The organism is Psychrobacter sp. H8-1, assembly GCF_904846575.1.
Lineage (GTDB): Bacteria > Pseudomonadota > Gammaproteobacteria > Pseudomonadales > Moraxellaceae > Psychrobacter > Psychrobacter fulvigenes.
In genome coordinates this window covers 2123988-2143777 of the sequence record NZ_CAJHBG010000001.1, presented here as the reverse complement: position 1 = coordinate 2143777, position 19790 = coordinate 2123988, and the positions used below count along the sequence as shown (strand labels likewise).

Sequence of the window (19790 nt, the reverse complement as noted above, 5' to 3'; positions counted from 1 at the left end):
ATGTTGGCTATGTGAGTGATTTTGCCCTCGCCCCATTAACTTTTTAGCCATTATAGGCTATATTAGCGGGGATAATTATTCAATATAGTGCATCAACGCAGGCAGTCATACTGACTACTCACGTAATGTGCTGATCACCAACCGACGAGGACGACTATTGTGTTAGAAGCTTATCGTAAACATGTCGCAGAACGTGCTGAGCTAGGAACTGTACCCCTTCCACTGAATGAGAAGCAGGTAGCAGAATTGGTTGAGCTACTCAAAAACCCACCAGCGGGCGAAGATGAGTTCTTAATGAATTTGTTAGAAAACCGTATCCCAGCCGGTGTTGACCAAGCTGCTTATGTTAAAGCTGCATTTTTAGCCGCTATCCTCAAGGGTGAAGCTTCATCACCACTTATTAGCAAGAAAAAAGCTGTTGAAATTTTAGGTACTATGCAAGGTGGCTACAATGTTCAGCCATTAGTCTCTGCATTAGATGATGCCGATGTTGCACAAGACGCAGCCGAAGCGTTAAAAAAGACCTTGCTGGTATTTGACGCATTCAATGACGTCACTGAAAAAGCTGAAGCTGGTAATGACATCGCAAAAGAAGTCGTTCAGTCTTGGGCCGATGCTGAATGGTTCCTAAACCGTCCAGAAGTACCACAGAAATCGACTTACACGACGTTTAAAGTGACTGGCGAAACCAACACGGATGACTTGTCACCTGCGCAAGATGCGTGGAGCCGTCCTGACATCCCATTGCATTCATTAGCCATGCACAAAAACTCTCGCGACGGCATCACTGCTGACGAAGAGGGCGTTGTTGGTCCAATGAAGCAGATCGAAGCGCTAAAAGAAAAAGGCCATCCATTGGCTTATGTTGGTGACGTTGTTGGTACGGGTTCTAGCCGTAAGTCTGCGACCAACTCAGTACTGTGGCTCATGGGTGAAGACATTCCTAACGTGCCAAATAAGCGCGGCGGCGGTTTAGTATTGGGTAACAACATCGCTCCTATCTTCTTTAACACTATGGAAGATTCTGGTGCATTGCCAATCGAAAAAGTAGCGGTTGATAAGCTAAACATGGGTGATGTATTTGACATCTATCCGTACGAAGGCAAAATCACAAAGCATGACTCTGATGAAGTGTTGTCAACGTTCAAGCTAAACTCACCAACACTGCTTGATGAAGTTCGTGCTGGTGGCCGTATTCCATTAATCGTTGGTCGTGGCCTGACTAACCGTGCTCGTGAGTACATGGGTCTTGGTCATTCAGACGTATTTGCTAAGCCAGAAGAGCCAGCTGATACTGGCAAAGGCTTCACGCTTGCACAGAAAATGGTTGGTAAAGCTTGTGGCCTAGAAGGCGTACGTCCGGGTATGTACTGTGAACCAAAAATGACTACGGTCGGGTCGCAAGATACCACAGGTCCGATGACCCGTGATGAGTTAAAAGATTTGGCATGTTTGGGCTTCCAAGCAGATCTAGTCATGCAGTCATTCTGTCATACGGCTGCTTATCCAAAGCCAGTAGACGTTGAGACTCAGCACACCCTACCTGACTTCATCATGAACCGTGGCGGCGTCAGCTTACGTCCGGGCGATGGCATCATTCACTCGTGGCTTAACCGTATGCTACTTCCAGATACCGTTGGTACTGGTGGTGACTCGCATACGCGCTTCCCAATGGGTATCTCGTTCCCAGCTGGTTCTGGTCTGGTTGCATTCGCAGCAGCGACTGGTGTTATGCCACTTGATATGCCTGAGTCTGTCCGTGTCCGCTTCGTTGGCGAGCGTCAGCCTGGTATCACGCTACGTGACTTAGTCCATGCGATTCCTTATCAAGCAATCAAAGAAGGTCTATTGACCGTTGATAAGAAAGGCAAAATCAACGAGTTCAACGGTCGTATTCTTGAAATCGAAGGCTTAGAAGACCTAACCGCTGAGCAAGCGTTTGAGCTATCTGATGCCTCAGCTGAGCGTAGTGCTGCTGGTTGTACCATTACTCTATCTGAAGAGTCAGTGACTGAGTATCTAAACTCAAACATCACTCTACTTAAGTGGATGATCTCAGAAGGCTATGGCGATGCGCGTACTATTAGCCGTCGTATCGAGCAAATGCAAGAGTGGCTCGCAAACCCAAGCCTCATGCGTGCTGACGAAGATGCAGAATACGCCATCGACATGACTATCGACATGTCTGAGATCAAAGAGCCTATCCTTTGCTGCCCGAACGATCCAGACGATGCAAAAACCTTAGGCGATGTGGCTGGTGATACCATTGATGAAGTATTCATCGGTTCATGTATGACCAACATCGGTCACTTCCGTGCTGCCGGTAAGTTGCTACAAGACGTACCAGCAGGTAGCCTCAAAACTCGTCTATGGATTGCGCCACCAACCAAAATGGATGCGCGTCAATTGATGGAAGAAGGTTACTACAACATTTACGCTCAAGCCGGCGCTCGTACTGAAATGCCTGGTTGTTCACTATGTATGGGTAACCAAGCACGTATCGCACCGAACTCTACTGCGGTATCGACCTCAACGCGTAACTTCCCGAACCGTCTAGGTCAAGGCGCTGACGTTTATCTAGCGTCTGCAGAACTCGCAGCAGTCGCAGCGGTACTTGGTAAACTGCCTACCAATGAAGAGTATCAGCAGTACGCTGGCATGCTCAACAGCATGGGCGAAGAAGTGTATCAGTACATGAACTTCGACCGTATGGAAGAGTACACTGAAGAAGCGGATAAAATTAACGTTGCTCAGTTGACTTAATATTGGCTTTAATGCTAATTAGTAAGATAAAAAGAAACCCCGTGTCGTGATGATGCGGGGTTTTTTTATAGATTTAAAATACAACGATAACGGTTTGCAAACCTTTATTGAGTGCTTATAATCAAAGTCGCTCATTTACCTTTAGTTACCAACTCTCATTTTAGAGACTGCGAATCACTTAACCTATGGAAAATAGAAATATGCTTGATAAAGCGACGCCGCCACCCTTACCACAGAATACTGTCAATAATAATCATGCTGCGGAAGCAAACTACGGGATTATTGATTGGTTTAAAAAAGGCTTGAGAAATTACGTTAACTTCTCTGGTCGTGCTAGACGTAAAGAATATTGGTATTTCGTATTGGTACAAATGGGTCTGTTTTTTGTAGCGATGATGTTAGATAGCATGATATTTGACTCAGAAACAGGGCTGTTTTATGTGGTTGTAGCACTTGGTTTATTTTTGCCAGGATTGGCGGTGACTGTTCGCAGGTTGCACGATACCAGTCGTTCAGGATGGTGGTTTTTGATATCCATTTTACCTTTGATAGGCTCTATCATATTATTGGTATTTTTGGTGAGCGATACCAAGCGTGAAACCAATCAATGGGGTCCGCCAGCAAAATAAGCGCTTCCTTGCCAATTAGACGATAAGTGCAGCAGCTGATTTCTCTCATGATCTTAGGTATAATATAAGGGCAGGCGGAAACCGTGGCTCTGCACTTAATCTATCTTTTCTATCTCGGGACGGACCGATACTTTGATTATGCACTTATAAACTTATGTGCTTTGGAGTTTTGGTTGATTACTTTATCCCCGCTCAAACGTCGCATCGTCTATGTGATTATCTTTGAAATTATCGCCATTATTGCCTCTACTTATGTGTTGATGCTACTTAGTGATAGCGATGCAGCAGAATCGCTGCCAGTCGCGGTGATGGTCTCATTGGCAGCGGTCATCTGGAACTTTATTTATAACACCGCTTTTGAGGCTTGGGAGCGTCGCAAGCATGTGACCAAGCGCACATTTTGGATACGTAGTATTCATGCTTTAGGTTTTGAAGGCGGATTGGTTTTAATTTGCCTACCACTTTATATGATTTGGTACGATGTAGGTGTGATAAAAGCCTTTACGATGGAGGCGGCATTACTGCTCTTCTTCTTGGTTTATACTTTTATCTTTACCTTAATCTTTGACAAGATATTTACCTTACCGCATCAATATAAGACAGCTTCTGCCACTTAATGTATCATTAGACTTATGATAATGGTACTGAGCATTTTCTATAGGGTTTTACCCAAATAAAAGGCTGCCAATTGGCAGCCTTTTTAATGATATTGCAAACCTGAGTTTTATTAAAAAATACTCTAATATATTATTTACCTTGATAAACGGGCTTGCGCTTTTCAATAAATGCGGTAACGCCCTCAATGAAATCATCAGTTTTAGCCAATCTTGCTTGTTGGTGCACTTCCATATCGAGTGCTTCATTCAAGCCTGAGTAAGCGTGAGTATTGAGCATGTCTTTCATGCTAGAGAGCGCCTTACCTGGCAGTGCCGTCAGACGAGAGGCAAGCTTTAATACTGCGGCATCAAGCTCTTCCGCCGCTACCACTTGGTTGACCAAATTTAAGTCAGCCATGTCTTTCGCGCTGATTTTGTCGCCAAGCATCACAAGCTCAGTGGTCTTAGCCGGACCAACTAATTGATTTAATAAGTACACACCGCCAGCATCAGGTACGAGGCCGATGTGTACAAACGCTTGCACAAACTTCGCATTATCTGCGGTGATACGAAAATCGCAAGTTAGGGCCAAGTTCATACCTGCGCCTGCAACCGCGCCTTCTAGTTTGGCAATAATTGGCTTATGGATTTTACGCAGCTTTAAGCTGACTTCTCCAGCGCCTTCCACCATGCCTTTTAGTTTATTTGAGATCACTTCCTTATCGATACCCTCAGACAGCATCTCTTTGATATCGCCACCGCTTGAAAAGTTACCGCCTGCACCCTGCAAGACAATCACACGCACGTCCTCATCAGCTTCAGCTGCATCTAGCGCTTTTAAGACGTCTGCTTTTAGAGGTGTGCTAAACGCATTCAGGCTTTTTGGGTCATTTAGCGTGATGGTAGCAATATGGTTTTCGCTTTGGTACTCGACGAGAGATGCTGACATCTTGGATTTCCTTATTCTGTATGGCTATATGAAGGTTGATGGTAAATAAAAACTAATGTAACAAATGGGTCAGTGCTAATTACTAATGTTAATGACTAGTGTTGAATACTATAGCAGCTTGCCCTGATTATAAAAGCAGGTTTTGTAGGCGCTAAAGACACACTTATACGTCTTGCAGTATGTCCTAATAAAATGTGAATAGGCACAAGAAACATCGAAGATTTCATCGCCCAATAGTTCTTCAAAACACAGCCATTGAATATAAACAGTAAAAAACGTTACTATATTTGAGCAACTATAAAATAAATACAGTGCTACTGGGATGAATTTTGTGCAGCCTCTGGAGTGACAAAGTCGCACAGCAAGCAAGGAAAATTTATACCAGTAGCACGCCGTAATGGCTGTACTCTCGTTGTTTAAAATTTACTATATCAATGATGGTTTTCATTAAATAAACAGTGTGTTTATGCTAAAGTAAATTAGCGTTGCGCTAATCACTTTTCAATATAAATGATGGCAATATAAGGAAGTAACTATGCCCCATATTCAGGTAAATGATGTCAATATTTATTACGAAGACAGTGCACCAGATGATACGCAAAAGCCCGTTATGGTGTTTGCGCATGGACTGCTGTGGAGTACACGAATGTATGACAGACAGGTGGCGTATTTTCAAGATAAGTATCGCTGCATTGCTTTTGACTTTCGCGGGCAAGGGCAGTCGCAAATTACCAAGTCTAGCTATGATATGGAAACTTTGACTGAAGATACCCTTGAGCTGCTCTCAGCACTCAATATTGATAAGTGTCATTTTGTTGGGCTATCGATGGGTGGTTTTATTGGACAGCGCATCGCTATCAAGCGGCCAGAGCTTTTATTGTCACTAATGTTAATAGCAACTTCAGCCGATCCTGAAGATCCAACAAACATACCAAAGTATCGAAAGCTGATGACTGCGATTCGCTGGCTGGGCATGAGGCGTGTGAGCAAAAAGGTGCTGCCTATCATGTTTGGCAGTAGTTTTTTGGCAGATAAGGCGCGCAGACCTGAATGTAAAGAATGGTTGGCGCTGATGCAAGACAATCATAAGACTGGTGTGATAAAGGCCACACTGGGTGTCATAGAACGCTCAGGGACTTATGAGCAGCTTGGCGATATTAACACGCCGACACTGATTGTGGTCGGTGATGAAGATGCAGCGACGCCTTATGCCAAATCAGAACGTATGCATTTGGCAGTTGCAGGCTCTAAACTGGCAGTCATCAAAGGCGCTGGCCATACCGCAACGGTAGAAGAGCCCGAGCAGATCAATCGAGTAATGAGTCAGTTTTTAGAATGCTGTGTATAGCGTTTGAAAATGAGCACACGTCCAAATAAAAAGCCGCTATCAAAAATAATAGCGGCTTTTTAAATTGACATCGAAGTTAGATTCTTAACTGCTACATGCGTGAGCTATACTCACTATTACCGTCATCAATCGTTCCAAACACCTCAGCACGATTGACAATTTCAGCTGCCCAAGCGCGATGGGTGGCAGGCTCTAGCATGGTGTTATTATATTTAAACACCGCTTTGGCTTCACTATGGAGTATCGCTTGTGCTTCATCTAGCATGCTTTTTGGCACGCAATAAGCTTGTTGTACCAAGGCGATTTGGCTTGGGTGTATGACCGTTTTTCCTACCAGTCCCAAGCTCACATCGCGGGTCAGCTCTTGCATAAATAGCGTTGGCTGATCTAAGTACTCAAAGACAGGCGCGCTTAAATAAAAGCCGTGCGGTACGAAGCAGCCAAGCAGCTGATAGACCAGTGTGCCAATCGGTGAAGCGTAGATGATACTATTTTTAGGACGACGCAGGCGCAATGCGGCAAATAAATCATTGCCACCGATACGCAAGGCAAAGACTGGTTGATTAAAGGCTTCTTTAAAACCGATCGCCAGCTCTTGGTTATGATGCGGGTCAAATAAAGCCGCGGTCTCTAAGGTTGGCATCAATAGCTGGTCTGTGCTTAAGTTCTGACAGGCCATTCGCCAATTGGATAAACTATACATATCGACTTTAGGCAATACAAAACCATCAATCAGATCGATATGTGCAAACTCCACCAGATGCTCTAGCATCGCTGGATTACGTGGCCGTACAAAGACTAAGGGCCGTGTTGGTTGCTGATTTTTCTGACCTATTTGCTGCTCTGAATGAAGACCAGCTTGCTTTGAAGGGTCATTGATACTGTCAACATGCTCAGCCCACGTATGAAGTAAAGCTTGCAAACGTTCAAGTGCCAACTCAACATCGCTATGGCTAACAGCATCTTCTAAACAAATAATAATGCTGTTAATGGTCGATAGCTTGTCACGCTTGATGACTTGCCAGATATCTTGGCGAGTAGCAGGCATATAGAGACTGGCGCCTAACTGATAAGGGTGATGAGCACGTGGCTTAAGCATCGCATGACGTTCAGTAATCAGATGCTCGTAAGACTGAGTATGACTATAGATATTGGATTCGTTGTTTGGCATGTCGGACATAATTGGCATCGTAAATAGTGATAAATAAGGGGTTATCTGGTTATCGGCGGTTATAAGAGGCAGGACATATCAATGAGTCGATGGCAATGGCTTAACTGTCTTTGCTACGCTGCTTGATAAGGTTGATGGCTTGGTAGGGCAGTATTTTATCACCTAATACACTGATATTGATATTTCGTTCGGTACATAAATGTCGCAATAGAACGGTATCGGGATGCTCGGCAGTAGCCAGTAGAATGCGCTCGGGATCGCGGCGTAATATGGCGCGTGTTGCCTCTGCAATCGTGGGCTTAATGCGGTTACGATTGGTGATTTGATAGGTTTTTGCCAACTCATTAATTAAATCAGCAGTCTGATAGCGTGGTTGTTTAAAAGTTGGCAAACGTTGCAAAGATGTCGTTAATGCACGTCGTGCTGCATCGATATGATCGATAAACGCCAAGCTATGATCTGCCTTTACAAAGCTATCATAAAACACACTGCGGTGTAGACCCGATTGTGGCTCAGTATAAAGACTACGTGAAATCAGTCCTGACACCGTGCTATTTAATAAGCCTGATGGAATCAACCAGTCTTCTTCACTAGCAGCCAGCCACGCCACGCCCGCTGGATCAGCAAGTGTAAGTAGCGGGATGGTGTCTTTTCCTTGATGGAATATATTGGCAAAATTTGGGTGACTTGGGTCGCTAAAGACTTCTAAGCTACGAGCAAGCTCTTGATAAATGGCACCTTTACCCGTCCAGCCATCGACGAATACGATGGGGCTTTCTGGGTAAGCGTCCAATATCATCTGTAAAGCGACTGGATCAAGGCCACGATCACGGATGATGCTAATACCGTAATGCACACTGGGCAGAGAGTAATCGCTATCGGCATCTGACCCTTTCTTATCTGATAGGGCACGTTGTAATAATACGCCAACTGGCAAACCTGCTCGTACTAAGCTGACCAATACTAATGGGCGCTCAGTACTGACCGTTTGCTCGAAAGTATTGTGTAGCGTATGCGCTAAATTAGCGATATCAGTCGCGGTTCTATTTGTGCCTTGCTCTAATGCCTGCGCGTATAATTGCTCATGCATGGCTGTCGGTTCTTGCTCTAAGGTCAGCATGTCTGAATAATGGCGCTGCCCACTTTGGATCAATGCTTCTTTTTGGCTAACCGGCACGTCTGCAACCGCGTCTTTATCGACAATATCAAGCAATACGGTCACATCGCTGGCAAGGTAACTGCCTGAGCCGTATTTTTCTAATTTCTGAATATTGGGATTGGTCATAGAAGGTTTTTTACTCATATAAGCTGTTGTCGTTATTATAATTATTAATATTTGAGAGTTGTTAAGAGCTGAGAATTACTAAGAACTAAGATTGTCATGCAGTTGACCACGATTGGGCATGCCATACCAGTCTAGCAGTTGCAGAAACGGCAAATCTGCCAGACTGTCACCAAAGCCAAAACTTGGACGCTGACTATCTAAATGATGGTCTAATAAAAACTGTACCGCATGACGTTTATGAACTACATGCGGCAGTATCGCGAGATTATTTGCGTTTACATGGACATAAAAATCCTGATCAAAATCACGTATTAATGTAGGTAGCTTTTTGGCTAATTCTGCCAATGCTTGATGATCTTTTTGCGCATGTTTGATAGCCAGATAAATAGTTAGCTCTTCATTAACAGAACCATTGTCAAAGCTATCAATATGCGGTGTAAATACTAATTGACTGTCATCTTTTCTACTGTGACCCGCGAATAATTGGCTTAGCTGGTTAAGTTTGTCTTGCAAGGGGCTAAGCTGCTCATACATATGCTGTTGCCATGCGCTTAATAGTTCGCCATCAGCTGTCAAAATAATCGCGCCATGAGTCAAAACTTGCCAGCTGTCAAAAGGCAGCTTTACACGTTTGATTTCACTACGATCACGCGCGGTGACGACTATTAACTCAGTGCTAGCAAGCAACCAATTAAAAAACGTCGCTTGACGCTGACTCATAAAGCTTAATGGTTCGGCTTGTTTGTTTACTGTGGCGCAGACTAAGCTTTCAGATTCAGCCGTTGGTAAATCCCAAGCGTCGATCTTACGCTGCGTTTGAAATAGGGTATCGTCTAAATCCATTAAAGCGTAAGGTTTGATAATGTTGGAGTCGCTCTTGAAGAATGGGATGGTCATAAAAGTGTCCGTAGTAATAGATTTGAAAATCAAAGAATTTCTTAAAGGCTAAGTTAAATCTAAGGACTCACCACCAACACATTATCCAAACCCTGCCATATCTCATCTACGCTATCAGAAGCCGTTTCTACACATAGCACAATCAAATCCCAATCGCTAGGTTCAACGTTATAAGCAAAATTGGTCATACCCAATCCGTAATTATCATGAAAGCTTAGCATAGTGGTAATCGCGCCACCAAGGGCAATGGGTGAGCGTGTCAAAGCGCTAAATTTCACTGTTTGACTATCGCTATGACTATTGTTCTGTGAGCCAGTATTCTGCTCTAGCCATTCTGCTAATAAGAACGGCACCCACACAAACTCATTACTACCCAATACTAAAATACGCTCAGGCAGTTGTTCTTTATCAAACGGTGCTTGCCCACTAAAACGGGTAAATGCGGATTGAAACTTCGCTAAATAATTATTAAATCCATCTGTGATATCTAGCGTTGGGAAGCGTCCCCAATTACCAGTATTGCCTAATGGTTGACTGCCAGCCTCAGTCGTATCAACCGACGGCATAGTAATCGGCTCAGGGTTGGGTGCATCCGTCCATTGCCATGCACCAGATAATAGGTGATGACGATAAAAGTCGATATTAGGTAGGCGTGTAGATATTGTATCCTCCATATCGGCTGCATCCTGATTCTGATTTAACGACCAATCAACCAAGGTGGTGAGGTGTACCTGCCCTAATTGCGAAAGTCCAGCACTACGTAGTGCAGTCACGACATTGACGCAAGTATTGCCTGTTGAGGCTTCGTCATCAACCATAATAAGCGTCTTGCTAGCAAGTAATTGCTCTTGCGTAGCTTTATCTGCACTTTGATAAATTAAATGTTGGCTGGCGTGACTGTGGTCTTCGCTAAAAGTCGTTAATAACGTTTCACTATTATGCTGGGCATGACGCGTGGAGTTTAATAATAAAGCATTAGGATAGCGTGTTTGTAGCGCTTGATGCACACCAGCAGATAACCCAACAGCAGTCTCTGCCATACCTATGACCAAAATAGGCTCGGGTAAATCGCTAGGTACTAAATTTGCTAAGTCAGTAAAAGCATTGCGCATGGTACTAGGCGCAACTGGGATATGACGACCTAAGACTTTTGAGACGAATAAAAACGCGCGTTTAGGGTTAATGCGTTGGGCAAATCCAAGCAAGTCTTCTAATTGGTAAGTGGCATCGTTATCTAGTGCGCTATTGGTTTGATAAGTTAAATCTAATTTACCGCGAGGTAGAGTGATGCTTTGTTTATGTATATTATGGGAGATAGCATTATTCTTAATTTTAGGCATCGCTTAATTCTGCTCCATGTTTGTCGCAAAGGATTTGGTACTTATTGTCGAGTTCATTTCTTAATCTGACCAATACCGTGTTGTTTTTATGCTCAATATCATACCTATCTATCGCGCCAATCAGGTCAGAAAACTTTTTATAACCGTATTTTTCAAGTTTTATATTCTGATAATCTTGCTTGATGCGGCTAGCGATATAAGAAAGGGTTGACCAGCCATTATCAGACTTCGGATCTTCCCTTATGAGTTTATTGATCACCCCAATTAAGTGGGTTTGTGCTTGCAGCCTTTTGGTAGTCGCGCGTGTGACGGCTTTATTGCTGCTAAGCTTAGGTAGTTTGCTGACTTTATTAGCGCTTTTTTCTCGTACGTATAAAGTAGATTTGACAACTTTGGTCTCAAATAAATCAATAGTTTTGATGATGTCAGCAAGCTTTGAATATCCGTAATACTTAGGATCAAAGGAAGGATAGTGCTTTTTAATCTCATTTCCAATCAAAGCAAAATTCACCCAATGACTATCTTCTGCTTTAGGATGATCAGTAATAGCAGCGCGCAAACTAGTGAGCAGTTTGGTATCACATTTTAAACGTTTTTCATCCCATGCGGTGACTGCCTTATTATTTATCTTAGCACTGCTTTGAGTGCTTTTGTTAGGAGTAGCAGTAGGAGGACGAACCGTATGTTTAACTTGGTTTGGTGTTGGTAGTAAATCTTCTACATAAAAAAATTGATCGCAAGATTTGGCAAAAGCGTCAACAGTACTGCGTTTACCGAAGCCAAATACTTTGACACCATTTTTGCGAATGCGTAGCGCCAGCGAGGTAAAGTCGCTATCACTCGATATCAGGCAAAAGCCATCGTAGCGCTGACTATAAAGTAAATCCATCGCCTCAATCACCATGCCAATATCTGTGGCATTTTTACCTTTGACATAAGCAAAGTGCTGCATGGGATCTATAGCATATTTGAGTAGCGCCTCTTGCCAGCTTTGAATATGAGCATTGCCCCAATCACCGTAGATCTTTTTACAAGTGATGTGACCAAGTTTTTCTATCTCTTGCAAAATGTGGCCAATATTTTTTGCAGCGGCGTTATCAGCATCGATAAGTACGGCGATATTGTTGAGCTTAGCTGGCATTTATGTTCCTTAACACACTTTCTCAAAGTGACTATTTTATATGTTTTTATAATTTACTTGTTATTTCTTAACCCTGACAGCCAACCAGACATAGCGCACTGCGCTTGTTCAATTACGGTGTTGGCGCCTAATGCTAATGTGGTCTGTGCTGTCATCGCTTGCCCTCTGATCAAACTTACATTCGGGGCTTATCTGTTTTAAGGAGGTATTTTATTCAGCAGTCACTTCTTCAATTTTTACACTCATCATAATTGATCGTACCTGACAAGGCGTAATCTGCTGAGTAATATCAGCCAGTTTGGGTTTATCCGTTAAGCCAAGCCAATAAGCAAATCCCACTTGCGTTAAGTCTACACCGCTATGAGCGGTGTAGCCGATGCCACCTGAGGGGCGAGAGTTGATCTCAAGGACACGGTGTTGACCATCGTCGTCCGCCTTGGTTTGTACACTGACGATGCCATCACAGCCAAAGGCTTCAATCAGTGGGATGACGACCTCCATCACTGATTGCTCATAACCGATATGTTGGATTTTCCCCGTCTTATGGCGAGTGATTGCTGCCAATACTTCACCATGTTCGCAGACGACATCGATAGAGTACTCTTGCCCTGACAAATAAGGCATCAGTAGCATGGGAATAGGGCGCTCATGTACCATTTGGCTATTGGCGTAGGCGTTTATGAACTGTGTGGTATTTATTTTTTTCTCTTCAGTAAAGTATAAATGCTCAAAACTATCATACCGCTCACCTGAAGGTTTACCGGTATCAAGTCGCCAAAATCCTTGCGCAAAAATACCAGTGACTGGCTTTACGCATAAAGGCTGATGTCCATGCTGCGCCAGTAACGCTTCAAGCTCAGCAGTATTATCAAAACGCCAAGCATCAGCCACTGGGATGTCATGAGCATGGCAATGCTGCATAAAGGCAAATTTATCATCAATCGACTGCAATGCAGCGACGCTCGTCGCACCTGTCAATAAGCGAATGCCTGCTGCCTTAAATGTCTCACGATGCGCCTCATAGTCAATACCGTTACGACCAGTCAGCAATACTTTCACGTTTTGACGCTGAGCCTCTTCAAGTACAAACTGCCAGCGCGGCAATATGGATTCAGCCTGCGTATGCTCATCATTATTTGCAGCCGTATTGACTGGCTCGCGATACACTAAGTCAGCAAATTCAAAAATCTCAGGTCTATGATGGCGATGTGATGCGATTATATTAAAAGGGGTGGTCGATTGTGTCTTCAGTGCTTGTAGACTGGCTAACATGTCGCGCTGGCTGGACTGACCTTCAGCCAACCAAGCTGCTATTGGCATCGTGCGGTGGTTAGGGTTTGCAGGGTTATCCATAATCTTCTCAGCGTGATGATAAGTTTTATAAGTAGTTGGTATAAATAGTTGGGTCACTTGATGCAGCGATCCTAAAGCTATTATTGATAGCAGAGTCTATTATATACAAATGGCACAGGTTATAAATGTTCCTGATAAAATAGCGTCAGGGATTTGTAAGAGGGTTTTTAACGCTCAATCAATGAGCTTGCTTATTAAAAGTCTCATGATATCCATGCTACTATATGGCAATGTTTAAAATGGCAAGTAAAGCTATAAATCAATAGGTGTTATCAATAATTATAAGGACAGATTATGAGCCAAAACCAGCCGCAAAAGTTAATTGCAGGTGCCAATGCGCCCCTACCAAATGACAATATCAGTATCCGTATTTTGAGTCAAAACGCGATTGATTGCGCCGCTTACCGCTTGACTACCGATGGTAAAGTCCGCGGTGATGGCGATATGATATTTTATGGTCAGACGCGTAGCGATGATGGTAATGTGAGCTTTCGAGGTCACGATAGTGATGGGTTTTTTGATATTAACTTGCCTGCGCAGCCTGCAAGCATTGATAAGATTGCCTTGGCCTTTTCAAGTGCGCAGACTTTGGCTCAAGTCGGTGATGTGGATATTCAGGTATTGCAAGGTAGCCAAGTGCTAATGAGCTGCCAGTTAAGCAGTGCTGGTCGTAGCGAAAAAGCCATTATCTTAGCCGAATGCTATCGTCGGCAAGGCAGCTGGAAGTTTCGCTTTATTGCTCAAGGTTTTGACGGCGGTCTTAAGCCGTTATCAGAGCACTTCGGCGTTGAGATTGCTGATGAAGCACCCGCTCAAGCCCAGAACCAGTCACAAAGTCAGTCTCAACCTATTAATACGCAGCGGCCAATCAATACCCAAAAAGCAAGCAGTGCCCCTCAAGCAAGTACACCACCGCCGATTCCTTCTAGCCCTGCGGTTAATTTAAATAAAATTACGCTCACCAAAAACCAAACCAGTATCAATCTCAAAAAACGTGATGACTTTGGTAAGATCTCAGTCAACCTAAACTGGAACCAACGTCCAGATATGGACAAGCAAGCGCCCAAAAAAGGCTTGTTGGGCGATCTGTTTAAGCAGCATAAATCTGGCGGTATCGACTTGGATGTCGGTGCGATGATTCATCTAAAAAATGGTGAAAAAACACTCATTCAGGCCTTAGGTAATCGCTTTGGAAGTTTGCAATCCGCGCCTTACGTTTTATTACGTGCTGATGATAGAACGGGGCAAGTCAGTGGCGGTGAATGGCTCGATATCAATGGCCAACAGTGGTCACAGATTGAGGAAGTATTCATCTTTGCTTTCATCTACGAAGGTGCACCAAATTGGGCGCAAACGGATGGGGTAGTGACCATTCATGTGCCTGAGCAGCCGCCGATTGAAACCCGTTTAACGGAAGGCACTGGCAACTTGCCAATGTGCGCCATTGCGCGTTTAGTGAACCAACAAGGCAGCATCAATGTTGAACGTATCAACCAGTATTTTAAAGGCCATCAGGAGATGGATAAAGCCTTTAATTGGGGCTTTAGCTGGAAAAAAGGACGCAAGTAGCAGCCATAAAATATAAGAAATTCTGGACAAAAAATACTAGCCTACATTAATAAAAAACCGCCGAACGACATGTCGCTCGGCGGTTTTTTGAAACTATTGATAGTATGAGCTATGCATGCGGAGAGATAGAAGGCATCAAGTCATGGAAGGTGCGACCAGAAGCGGTCTCGCCAATAGCATGCATTTTCCATTCATTGTCATGACGATAGACTTTTGCCATTATCATAGCCGTATGACCGCCCTGTGCAGATAAATTATAACGGGCGACCTCCTGATTGTTGTTGGCATTGACGATACGGCAAAAAGCGTTTTCTACCGTCTCAAACGTTTGACCAGTAAAGCTATTGACAGTAAACATCAGCGATACCACGTTTTCTGGTATTTTTGATAGGTCAACTTTGATGACTTCATCATCGCCCTCGCCATCACCCGTACGGTTATCACCAGTGTGGAGGATACTGCCATCTTTTGATTGTAGCTGACCGAACCAAATCGCATCGATTGGCTGTTTGTTACTATCGAACATGATGCATGAAGCATCTAAGTCAATAGTGTCACCGCCACTACCACCACCAAATAACTTGCCTAAGAAGCCACCTTTTTTAGCTTGCGGGCCTTGTGCGACATCCCAACCCAGACCTAGCTTAACTTGGGTAAGCGTACCACCTGCTTCTTTACTGAGCGAGATTTTTTGCCCTTTTTGTAGATTAACTGCCATATTCTTAGCCTTATAATAGTTATGAGTAAAAATTGAGTTATAAAATATTATCTAGAAATCCGCCACCACCGCCGCGTCCACCTGAGCTACTGCCTAGAATGCTTTGTAACCAGCCTTGGTAGCTATCGCGATTGCGTGAACAGATGACGACTTTGCCAGAGCCAGAGAAGTTGAGTACCATGCCTTCGCCACTGGTGACGGAGTTGATGATGTTACTCATGATGCCTTTTTTCTTGCTGGTAGAGACGGACAGCTTATATTCAAGCTGCGAATCCCAACACACCACATGCCCATTGTCGATGATGACATCTTTGCCTGGTGTGACTTCAATCTCAAATAGCGAGCCGAAACCTGATACCACGACTTGACCTTGGCCTTGGGTTTGCATGACCATAAAGCCACCAGTATCACCAAATACTGCCCCGCCAAGATTACGTTGGATATTGGCTCTGATATCGACACCCGTTTGCGCGGCGACAAATGCACCATCACTCAGTGTATACTGCTGCGCCCCGACGTCCAAGATTTGCATATCGCCATCTAGGGTAGGGGCAAGTAGACAATCACCTTCACCATTGACCGCTTCAATCTGTTGTTGAAACAATGATTCATCATTCGCAAAACGGCGCATCAATGACTGCATGATTCCGCCTTGTAGCTTACCTTTTAATTCAAGGTTTGACTCCATCATCACCATCGCATTGGCTTCGCAATATATCGAATCACCCTTTTTGAGATTGCAATGCAAAAATGGTTCAATCGTACCGATTAAGCTAAAAGTTGCGGCCATGAGATGCAGGTCCTTATTCTATATTCTTAAATATGGTTCTTTTATTTTTTTCTAATTACGGTTTTAATGAATGCTTGTAAGTGTGGTTCTTGAGTAATACTCTCAAAGTAGCTTACTTACGTTATTAGGTATTTTGGTATGCCATTAATGTTAAGGCCATCAAATGCGATGATAGGACACACTTGATAGCCTTATTGGGCGCAATTTACTTTATGAATCACGCCTTATTATTGCGTTGAACTTAGAGTCTACATTCTAAAGCGTAAACTCTCATGCGTAACTATAGCTGTTAAAAGCTTACACATTGACGCCATAAGAAGCGGCTAATGGTCCAAGACCACCGCTGAAGCCTTGACCAACGGCGCGGAATTTCCAGTCACCGCTATGACGATACAACTCGCCAAATATCATTGCTGTTTCAGTACTGCCGTCTTCTGACAAGTCATAGCGCGCAATTTCAGAGTTGCCATTGTCATTTACGACACGAATATAAGCTTCACCAACTTGACCGAAGTTTTGATTACGGGCTTGACCTTCATAGATGATAGCGCAGACAGCTACTTTGCTCACGTCAGCAGGGATGCTAGCAAGATTGATTTTAATTTTTTCATCATCACCATCGCCTTCACCAGTACGGTTATCACCAGTGTGCTCAACCGCGCCGTTGTCTGACTTTAAGTTGTTGAAGAAAATGAAATCTTGATCGTTACGTACTTTGCCTGCTTCATTGACCAAAAATCCGATGGCATCTAAGTCAAACTCTTGACCGTCAGTTGCACGTGGATCCCAACCCAGACCAACAGTGATGTTGGTTAAACCTGGTGCTTCTTTTGATAAGTTTACGTTGCCGCCTTTCGTTAAGCTAATAGCCATATAGGTATCCTGTTTATTAATCGTTAATTATTAGTGAATGGTTGATAGTTAAATGACGCCCTACTCAAAACACATTTACAGAGTCATAGCATGATAAATACTATAGCAACTCGTATTATGCATCTTAAATAGTGTTGTATTTCACTATACTAAGCACGCCGTTACTAAGCAAGGCGAATTTTGTGCGCTTAGTCCTAAGTTTACTAAGGGACACAGTAATTTTATATAGCTGATAGTTTTTTAACAAGTTTTGTTGCCGTAAATAAGAATATATAAAGTTTACAAGTAGCCATTGATCATCGTATTTTTGAATGAGTTGTAATCATTTATTATAAAAAAGGCCATATCACATGAGTGATATGGCCTATATATGCTACGTGCTACGATATGATTTTAAAACAGTTTACAGTTAATGTTCAGTAATGTTTTTGGCTTGTCGTTTACGGTACTGAAGTGAGGCCACAAATGCCCAACCGATAAAGGCAATACCAATGAGACCAGTAATAAGCTCTGGCACATGGAACTTCACGGATAGTAGCATGATGATAGCCAACGCACCGATGGCGTAATGCGCACCGTGCTCAAGATAAATGAACTCATCAAGCGTACCTTTGTCCACCAAAAAGATGGTCATAGAGCGGACAAACATGGCACCAATCGCTAGACCTAACATAATGACAATCACGTCGTTGGTAATGGCAAAAGCACCAATCACACCGTCAAAACTGAATGAGGCATCAAGTACTTCAAGGTATAAGAAACCGATAATACCACCTTTCATAATGGCACTGGTTGCTGCTGCACCCGATCCGTCTTCTTCTAGCCCTTCCTCAAGGTCGCCCTCAAGCATACCAGATACAACCTGTACACCAAGGTACACCAAAATACCCCAGACACCCGCAATCAGAACAGCCGCTGACTGATCAGCGTTGGCCCACGATACGGCAATCATTAAGATAATGAGTGCAACAAATACGCTCATGGCATCAACTTTGCCCAGCTTCGCAAGGCGGCTTTCAAGCCAGTTGAACCAGTGCACGTCTTTGTCATCGAACACGAAGTTTAAGAATACTAATAGTAAGAAGATACCACCAAAGGCTGAGATTTCTGCATGGTGCGCCATCAATCGGGCAGAGTACTCTTCTGGGTTGTACAAGGCTAAGTTGATGACTTCCATCATGCCAAGGTCTGCGGTAACCGCAACGATGACAATTGGGAATACCAAGCGCATACCAAATACCGCGATCAAAATACCAACGGTTAAGAAGATCTTTTTCCAAAACTCGTCCCAGCCCTTAAGTACTGAGGCGTTGACCACCGCGTTATCAAACGATAACGAAATCTCCATGACGGCCAAAATGGCAGTAATCGACAGCGTGGCTATCAGCCCGCCCATACCGCCATGTGAATACCCCCACCACGCCGCTACCGCTAAGGCAATGGCCGTGAAGATAAAGTCTAAATAAAAATGTCTCATGACACATCCTGTCTGGTTGCGTAAAGCTAAGGTCGGCCTATTATAGACACAAACCGCAAAAAAGTGGCTATTGCTAACCACTTTTTATGCATAATTTTAAATGGAACATAAAGCATTATTGAACGTTTTGCTATAGAAAGTTGTGACTGTTTTGCAACTATTTGCGCTTTACATTTATCAGCACCCATTGGCAGTATATTGACGACCAATAAAGTGCTGAAACCAGCCTAGATTCAGTATTAGATATTGACGCCATACTGCTGACACATTGCTTGTAGACCACCTGAATAGCCTTGGCCTACCGCACGGAATTTCCACTCACCGTTATGACGATAAACCTCACCAAATACCATCGCGGTTTCGACAGAATAGTCTTCTGCCAAATCAAAACGTACGACTTCAGTACCAGTCTCTTCGTTAACGACACGGATAAAGGCGTTGGCAACTTGACCGAAGTTTTGACTGCGTGCAGCAGCATCATGAATAGTCACTGTGACGACAATTTTATCGACGTCAGCAGGCACTTGAGTTAAGTTTACTTTGACCACTTCATCATCACCGTCACCTTCGCCAGTACGGTTGTCACCAGTATGCTCAACGGCACCGTTGTCAGACTTTAGCTGATTGTAGAAGATGAAATCATGGTCGCCGCGCACTTTGCCCGCAGTACTCAGCAAGAACACGCTCGCGTCAAGATCAAACTCAGCGCCCGAAGTGGCGCGCTCATCCCAACCAAGACCGATAAGCAGTTTGGTTAGATTTGGATCGGTTTTCGTTAGCGATAAGTTACCGCCTTTATTCAGTGATAAAGCCATGAGTATTTCCTTATTGTAAGTGTAAAAGTTACTGCCGATTTATAGATGCTAATGGCAACGCACTATCATAACAACA

The 19790-nt window shown here is 43.7% G+C and carries 17 protein-coding genes; 5 read left to right on the top strand and 12 right to left on the bottom strand.

The genetic code is table 11. The features are described from left to right. Nucleotides 1–159 precede the first annotated feature (159 nt). The 3 genes from acnB (at nucleotide 160) to JMY01_RS08635 (ending at nucleotide 4009) form a co-directional block, all read left to right on the top strand. Nucleotides 160–2763 (top strand): bifunctional aconitate hydratase 2/2-methylisocitrate dehydratase, encoded by a 2604-nt coding sequence (gene acnB / locus JMY01_RS08645; RefSeq protein WP_201575180.1) that lies wholly within the window; start codon nucleotides 160–162, stop codon nucleotides 2761–2763. Nucleotides 2764–2963: 200 nt separating this feature from the next. Next, on the top strand, nucleotides 2964–3392 hold the full coding sequence (locus tag JMY01_RS08640; protein WP_201575179.1) for a DUF805 domain-containing protein: 429 nt from the start codon (nucleotides 2964–2966) through the stop codon (nucleotides 3390–3392). Nucleotides 3393–3565: 173 nt separating this feature from the next. Continuing rightward, a complete protein-coding gene (locus tag JMY01_RS08635) occupies nucleotides 3566–4009 on the top strand; it encodes a PACE efflux transporter (protein WP_227677782.1) in 444 nt (147 codons plus the stop codon). Nucleotides 4010–4139: 130 nt separating this feature from the next. Here JMY01_RS08635 and JMY01_RS08630 read toward each other — a convergent pair whose 3' ends face one another. Then, nucleotides 4140–4937: an enoyl-CoA hydratase/isomerase family protein gene (locus JMY01_RS08630; protein ID WP_201575178.1), complete on the bottom strand. Its 798-nt coding sequence runs from the start codon at nucleotides 4935–4937 to the stop codon at nucleotides 4140–4142. A gap of 535 nt (nucleotides 4938–5472) precedes the next feature. Here JMY01_RS08630 and JMY01_RS08625 point away from each other — a divergent pair. Then, nucleotides 5473–6285, top strand: coding sequence for an alpha/beta fold hydrolase (locus tag JMY01_RS08625; RefSeq protein WP_201575177.1), 813 nt, complete (start codon nucleotides 5473–5475; stop codon nucleotides 6283–6285). A 91-nt stretch (nucleotides 6286–6376) separates the two neighbouring features. Here JMY01_RS08625 and JMY01_RS08620 read toward each other — a convergent pair whose 3' ends face one another. The 6 genes from JMY01_RS08620 to JMY01_RS08595 all read right to left on the bottom strand — a co-directional run bounded on the left by JMY01_RS08620 (nucleotide 6377) and on the right by JMY01_RS08595 (nucleotide 13472). Further along, nucleotides 6377–7465: an HpcH/HpaI aldolase/citrate lyase family protein gene (locus JMY01_RS08620; RefSeq protein ID WP_201575176.1), complete on the bottom strand. Its 1089-nt coding sequence runs from the start codon at nucleotides 7463–7465 to the stop codon at nucleotides 6377–6379. Between the two features lie 91 nt (nucleotides 7466–7556). Continuing rightward, nucleotides 7557–8759: a cysteine protease StiP domain-containing protein gene (locus tag JMY01_RS08615; RefSeq protein ID WP_227677780.1), complete on the bottom strand. Its 1203-nt coding sequence runs from the start codon at nucleotides 8757–8759 to the stop codon at nucleotides 7557–7559. A gap of 60 nt (nucleotides 8760–8819) precedes the next feature. Next, a complete protein-coding gene (locus JMY01_RS08610; RefSeq protein ID WP_201575175.1) occupies nucleotides 8820–9638 on the bottom strand; it encodes an HAD hydrolase family protein in 819 nt (272 codons plus the stop codon). A gap of 59 nt (nucleotides 9639–9697) precedes the next feature. Next, a complete protein-coding gene (locus tag JMY01_RS08605; RefSeq protein ID WP_201575174.1) occupies nucleotides 9698–10978 on the bottom strand; it encodes a phosphoribosyltransferase domain-containing protein in 1281 nt (426 codons plus the stop codon). Next, nucleotides 10971–12119, bottom strand: coding sequence for an NYN domain-containing protein (locus JMY01_RS08600; RefSeq protein ID WP_201575173.1), 1149 nt, complete (start codon nucleotides 12117–12119; stop codon nucleotides 10971–10973). The genes JMY01_RS08605 and JMY01_RS08600 overlap by 8 nt, the downstream gene beginning before the upstream one ends. 210 nt (nucleotides 12120–12329) lie before the next feature. Further along, a complete protein-coding gene (locus JMY01_RS08595; RefSeq protein WP_201575172.1) occupies nucleotides 12330–13472 on the bottom strand; it encodes an ATP-grasp domain-containing protein in 1143 nt (380 codons plus the stop codon). Between the two features lie 294 nt (nucleotides 13473–13766). Between JMY01_RS08595 and JMY01_RS08590 the strand changes: the two genes are divergently transcribed. Further along, nucleotides 13767–15041, top strand: a complete 1275-nt coding sequence (locus JMY01_RS08590; RefSeq protein ID WP_201575171.1) for a TerD family protein — start codon at nucleotides 13767–13769, stop codon at nucleotides 15039–15041. Between the two features lie 109 nt (nucleotides 15042–15150). Here JMY01_RS08590 and JMY01_RS08585 read toward each other — a convergent pair whose 3' ends face one another. From JMY01_RS08585 to JMY01_RS08565, 5 genes are all read right to left on the bottom strand, one after another. Continuing rightward, entirely contained in the window at nucleotides 15151–15759 is a 609-nt protein-coding gene (locus JMY01_RS08585; protein WP_201575170.1) for a TerD family protein, read from the bottom strand. Nucleotides 15760–15796: 37 nt separating this feature from the next. Beyond that, nucleotides 15797–16549 carry a TIGR00266 family protein gene (locus JMY01_RS08580; RefSeq protein ID WP_201575169.1) on the bottom strand — a complete coding sequence of 251 codons (753 nt, stop codon included), beginning with the start codon at nucleotides 16547–16549 and terminating at the stop codon, nucleotides 15797–15799. Nucleotides 16550–16846: 297 nt separating this feature from the next. Beyond that, entirely contained in the window at nucleotides 16847–17422 is a 576-nt protein-coding gene (locus tag JMY01_RS08575; RefSeq protein ID WP_201575168.1) for a TerD family protein, read from the bottom strand. Nucleotides 17423–17831: 409 nt separating this feature from the next. Then, on the bottom strand, nucleotides 17832–18899 hold the full coding sequence (locus tag JMY01_RS08570; protein ID WP_201575167.1) for a DUF475 domain-containing protein: 1068 nt from the start codon (nucleotides 18897–18899) through the stop codon (nucleotides 17832–17834). 239 nt (nucleotides 18900–19138) lie between these two features. Further along, a complete protein-coding gene (locus tag JMY01_RS08565; RefSeq protein WP_201575166.1) occupies nucleotides 19139–19714 on the bottom strand; it encodes a TerD family protein in 576 nt (191 codons plus the stop codon). Between the last annotated feature and the right edge of the window lie 76 nt (nucleotides 19715–19790).